We start from the raw sequence: 5,168 nt of genomic DNA on the forward strand, positions 1-5,168 counted from the left end.
GAGCTGAAGCGGCAGATCGCCGAGGAGGTCTGGCGAGGCCTTAGCCTGGGCGAGGAGAGCCTTCATTCCAGCGGTAGAAAGTGTCTTACGCTTATGGATCGCCAGCTCGCGGTTGCTGAAGATGCCTCTGGTATCGCTTTCGGGCATGGCCTCTGCCATCTCGCCGGCCGCCCAGAGAGCAGACTTTTCCCCTCCTGTTCTTTTCCAGCGATAGCCATCCCAGACGAACCAGCCGAGACCCTCCACATGTCGGAACTGATCGCCGTACGTCTGTACAAAGAGTCTGGCGTTACCCCGATCAGACAGCGACGGCGGCAGTAGGCCTGTTCCTCCCTCATCGGAGCGCACCGCAGGGTTTGTGGTAGCCGTTACTGGCACCGGCGCCGGCGTCGAAGCCTGCTCCGGCGTCGCAGGCTGAAGCTTGTGCATCTGCTGAGCGGCGGCCAGCGGATCGAACCGAGGGCTGTTCTCGGCGCTGCTCATGAACGTTCCTTTAGGTAGAACGGTCGGGCGGCCCCTGCGGCAAGGCCCTCGGAAACGATCCTTCTGTTGCGGTCCGTTTGCCAAGGGCGTGCTTTGTCGGCCGCAGCAAGAAGCTGGTCTTGGACCGCGGTCGCATTAAAGTAATTTGCGGCAACGAGACCTCCTGCAGTGTACGCCGCCCTGTTGAGTTTTTCGGTGAAACCCGTCCCCTCGGGAGCCGCAGCACACTGGAGCACTGTTTCGATCAGCGGGCCGAGCACTCTCTCTGCAGCCTCAGAACAGGAAGGGAAAGTGGCACGCGCGGCAGACCTGCCACTAGGCGACGGCAAAAACGATGTTGCTTTTGCGTGACCGGTGCGCACCAGTTCCTCGTGCAGCCATGCAGGTAGAGGAGAAGGTGATCTTGCGGATCCTTCTGCCTGGTAAGCACCCTGAGCTGTACAAGTTGAAGGGGCAATGATGTAACCGTTGTCGGCCCTGACATCCACTTGCCAAGCAAGTGCAACCTTCGGGCTTGAGCCCGTAGACGAGCGAAAACGTACCTGCGGATGAACCTTCCGGTACCATATGTGTAGTCCGCCGGACGGGGTTCGGACGCGAAGGGTTGAACGATCCTCCGCCGGGTTCATTTGCTGCCGATACGCAGCGAGGAGAGCCAGGGTATCAAAACCGGAGGCGAGTCCCGTCAGGTCCACTTCGTCGTGGATAGGGATGCCCGGCAGCAGTCGGCCACGCTGGGGCACCTCGGCTCGATGCGCATCAACGTCGATAACGACGAGGCCGGCCGGGCCACACGCGACTCCGACACCAGCTGTAGGAGTGCTCCTCCACCACGAATCGATAAAAGCAGTACTCAAGGTTGCGGCATGAAAACCGTGGCACGGGAGGCCCGCCGGTAGGCATGGGCAGGCTTTGGGGTCATGGCGTTCTTCCCTACATTTGGGGCAGTTCGCAACGGGTGTCTTCCGGCCTGGGGCGAGTGGGTGAACAGGCCAGCCTCGTGCAGCACACCAGCGAGCAACAGCGTGCGGCCTCATTGAGCTGGCCGGGGCTGCGGGCGAGTTGCTCTCACCGGGGCGCGGCACGCAGATCGTCCTCGTCACTTTCGTTTGTTTGAGATCCCCGACAAAACGGCAGGTCATGAGCTGCAATACGTGGCCCTAGGGACTGAAGGGACCGCGTTTTCCGCACAGAGTGTAGGGCCCGCTACGCAGACGCCTTGGCAGGCGAACGCCGCATGTCGTGTCTGACGTCCTCCTTGAGCTCCCGGGTCCCTTCGATCCCTCTTGCGACGAACACCTTCACCGTTTAGCACCTGAATCAGTCGTTTTGTGAGTACCTGACGGGGGGAGACGCGCCGCCTCTGGCGGTGTGTGGCGGGAAGGAAGCTCATGACAGGGGCCTGCCGGGGCCTTTGGTCATCGCGGGTGAAGGGACCGGCGGCAGGGGCGCTGATCGAAGGCCCAGCAAAGAGTCCCTCAGCGGGAAGCGCAGCTCAGAGGGCCCGTCCCCCCCCCAGCAGGGACTCAAGGGACGATGGATCCGCATTATGAACCGGAGGGGTTTTTCCCCCACGCGCGCGGCCCAACGCCTCAGGCTATGTGTAGTTGCGTCATAACTGTGAATTTGAGTCCCTACAGTCCCTATGGGTGTGCAGAGCACACCCTCCCCCCCCCCGCTGCGCGGGCAGCGCCCCTTTCGCAAAAGGGGCAAACACTATGAAATAATATAAAAGTATCAGCACACAAAATAGAGTGTAAAAAACTTTGACATCTGCCGTCCCCGAGGCAGGAAGCCGCTCTCTGAGGGCAGCCAGCCTGCGCGGCGTGGGAGGGACATGGTCATTGACCTTTCGGTCCGGTCCGTTTCTCTCTGCGGTTGGAGCTGACTGAACGGGGGACCGTGTCCTGATTGAGATTCGTGCTGAATAACCGGTGCCGGATGAACTTGATCTACCAGACTTTCTCCGCGAGGCAGGGGCGAGCTGTGCACACCGTCCTGATCCTGTGCTACCTCTCTGACCTTGGGCTGGGCGAGGAGATCAGCGAGCGACGAACAAGGTGCGGTACATAACGAGTTCGCCAAGCACTACTTTTGCCGGCTGGCTGATGACCGGCCCCGACCTGAAAACTGCAGAACAAGGTGATCCGGTTCCTCGATCTGCTCGCCGCCAACCTGATCTTCTCCACGCCCTCTTGCGGGCCAGGAGAGTGTCCATGCTTAGAGGTTGTCCCGTATGAGGTGTGAGTTATCCGGTGAGAGCCAGTTTGTGTAGCCGGGCGATACCGGGCATGGGTGGTGAACGCCGTTGCCCTTGAGCCGGCAGTCTCGAAGAATCTTCCAGTTCTTCAGCCGGGACAGTGCGTGTTCCACCCGTGCCCGTGTGAGCAGGCCGGTGCCGTGGGTAGCCGCCGTCGGCGATGACCGATGCTCTGCGGCCCGGTCGGCATCTGACTGCTTGTTGGCGGGATCCTGGTGTCGTGTCTTTCAAGCCTTCGCCTGTTGCCTCCGAGCCTGTCGCTCCTCCTTTGACGCGGCCGCAGTTTGGCCGAGGCTCGGCGTGTGCGGGCGGCTGAGTTTTTCGAGCAAGGACGCTCGAGTGCTCAGATCGCACGGATGCTGGGGGTCAGCGACGAAAGCGTACGGCGGTGGAAACGGGTGTGGGAGGAGGGCGGCGCTGATGCCTTGCGGCGATGCCCGGCCACCGGCCGTCTGCCGAAACTGGACGATGCCCAGGTCGAACAGGTGCGGCCCGCGCTGGAACAGGGCGCCCAGGCGCATGGCTTCGAGGCTGATCTGTGGACACTGGAGCGGTTTGGTCTGGTGGTCGAGCGGGTGGCAGGGGTGTCATTGTCGCGGGCTTCGGTCTGGCGTCTGCTGACCAGTCGTTTGGGCTGGAGCCTGCAGCGGCCGGAGCGTCGGGCGGTGGAGCGGGACGAGTCCGAGATCGCCCGCTGGATCGCTCATGAGTGGCCACGCATCAAAGAGGGGCGATGAACAAACGTGCCTGGATCGTCTTCCTCGACGAATCGTGCGTCTCGCTGCTGCCCCAGGTCCGCCGCACCTATGCACCGCGCGGCCGCACCCCGCTCCTGCGACATCGGCTGAACTGGAAGTGCGCCTCAATGGCCGCGGCTCTCGGCTACCACGCCTCAGACCCCGACCGTGGGCCTCGCCTGTGCTTCCACCTCAAGCCCGGCAGTTATGACACCGCCGCTCTGATCGAGATCCTTAAACAGCTCAAGGTGTTCTACCGCGGAGAGCGGGTGGTGCTGGTCTGGGACGGGCTGTCCGCCCACGGGAGCCGGACCATGCGGGCTTGGGCCGCCGAACCGGACTGGCTGACCCTTGCCGTTGCCCGGCAGCGGCAGCGACTGCCGGGCGTTCACCGAATCCGGCGTCGACCGGGCCTGCCGCGGCGCACCGACCATCGCCGACGGCGGCTGCCAGGGCACCGGCCTGCTCATCCCGCACCGCAAACGACGAGGCCAGACCCACCTCAGCCCGCAGCAAGAAGCGGAGAACGCCGTCCACCGCCGGGCGCGAGCACGCGTGGAACACGCCCTGTCGCGGCTGAAGAACTGGAAAATCCTGCGGGACTGCCGGCTCAAGGGCAACGGCGTTCACCAAGCCATCCACGGTAGCGCCCGGCTCCACAACCTGGCCCTCACCGGACAACTCACGTCCCATACGGGACAACCTCTAGCCAAGGGAACGCCCCAACCGAGTTGTCACCAATCAGACCAGATCCTGACGAGACACAATTGTTTCACGCCTGATGCCGACTTTGTGCCGGCCCCGCTTTGGGAGGTTCGCCATATCCCCAGAAGTCGAATCGCGGGGATGGTAAGACTGAGAAGACCCTCCATGCACGCATGAGGGGCCTGTGAACCAACAAGGTCCAGAGCGCGGTTCGCCGCCCTCCTCGTCCTGCTCGGGACGACTCGACGCGACCCTCAGCACTCGCGATTCGCGGTCACGATTGGTACGCCATGAGTAATCAGCCCCCTTATCGCCCAGCTGGACACTCTGCCTGCCCCGCATGTGAAAGCTTCGAGGAAGCCTCAGCAACGCGACGGAGCAGCAAGACCATCGGAGATCAACATGCGGTGCTCACCGATCTGGACGGCTATTGCTCGACATGCAATCGGCTGATTGCCATAGATGTGACCGGCAAGCTGATCGAGCACACCGTCTGGGGTCCCAGCACCTACGAGAAGCCTGGTCAGTACCCAGCCAACTCCTTCATCCTGAGTCGCTGTGCGGGATCCGCCCAGTCCCCGGACGAGCCTCCGGGACATGCCCCGGCCCCCTCCACCGGCGATGCCACCGTGCCCGTCAGGTAAGCGAAGAGCTATCGACTCCAGGGCGGGAAGCGTGTGACGGCCGCCGTCGAATCCGCCTGATTCATCGGGTATCGCAGTCGACGTGGTCCACCGCCGCGGGGAGGCAGGGGGCCTCACCGGCACACAGCGCAGAAGCGGCTCGCGACCATGTCGTCAGCGGACAGAGGTCACAACGCTTGCCGGGCAGGGAGAAGAGTCACTGCTTCGAGCCGAGCCACACGCCGAGTGAGTTCTTCGAGCCTTTGGGCCATGAGAAGCACGGTGTTCAACAGTTCCTGTTCCGGACTCAGGTCCGAGGGCGAGGATCGCGTTCGTCCTCACCCGGCCACTGGGCGCCAC

At 63.0% G+C, this 5,168-nt stretch carries 2 protein-coding genes and 4 pseudogenes; 3 read left to right on the top strand and 3 right to left on the bottom strand.

Annotation, left to right across the window (positions count from 1 at the left end; all coding sequences use genetic code 11):
• From AB0N17_RS45090 to AB0N17_RS45100, 3 genes and pseudogenes are all read right to left on the bottom strand, one after another.
• Positions 1 to 483 (bottom strand): annotated as a pseudogene (locus AB0N17_RS45090) (DNA primase); the annotation flags it as partial.
• Positions 480 to 1,625: a bifunctional DNA primase/polymerase gene (locus tag AB0N17_RS45095; RefSeq protein WP_366017506.1), complete on the bottom strand. Its 1,146-nt coding sequence runs from the start codon at positions 1,623 to 1,625 to the stop codon at positions 480 to 482. The pseudogene AB0N17_RS45090 and the gene AB0N17_RS45095, both read right to left, overlap by 4 nt.
• Before the next feature lie 1,106 nt (positions 1,626 to 2,731).
• Positions 2,732 to 2,865, bottom strand: a pseudogene (locus AB0N17_RS45100) (IS5/IS1182 family transposase); the annotation flags it as partial.
• Between the two features lie 180 nt (positions 2,866 to 3,045).
• Here AB0N17_RS45100 and AB0N17_RS45105 point away from each other — a divergent pair.
• The 3 genes and pseudogenes from AB0N17_RS45105 to AB0N17_RS45115 all read left to right on the top strand — a co-directional run.
• A complete protein-coding gene (locus AB0N17_RS45105; protein ID WP_366017505.1) occupies positions 3,046 to 3,480 on the top strand; it encodes a winged helix-turn-helix domain-containing protein in 435 nt (144 codons plus the stop codon).
• Positions 3,477 to 3,767, top strand: a pseudogene (locus AB0N17_RS45110) (hypothetical protein); the annotation flags it as partial. The gene AB0N17_RS45105 and the pseudogene AB0N17_RS45110, both read left to right, overlap by 4 nt.
• Before the next feature lie 67 nt (positions 3,768 to 3,834).
• Positions 3,835 to 4,158, top strand: a pseudogene (locus tag AB0N17_RS45115) (transposase family protein); the annotation flags it as partial.
• Positions 4,159 to 5,168: the final 1,010 nt, after the last annotated feature.

It is taken from the genome of Streptomyces sp. NPDC051133, from assembly GCF_040682635.1.
GTDB lineage: Bacteria > Actinomycetota > Actinomycetes > Streptomycetales > Streptomycetaceae > Streptomyces.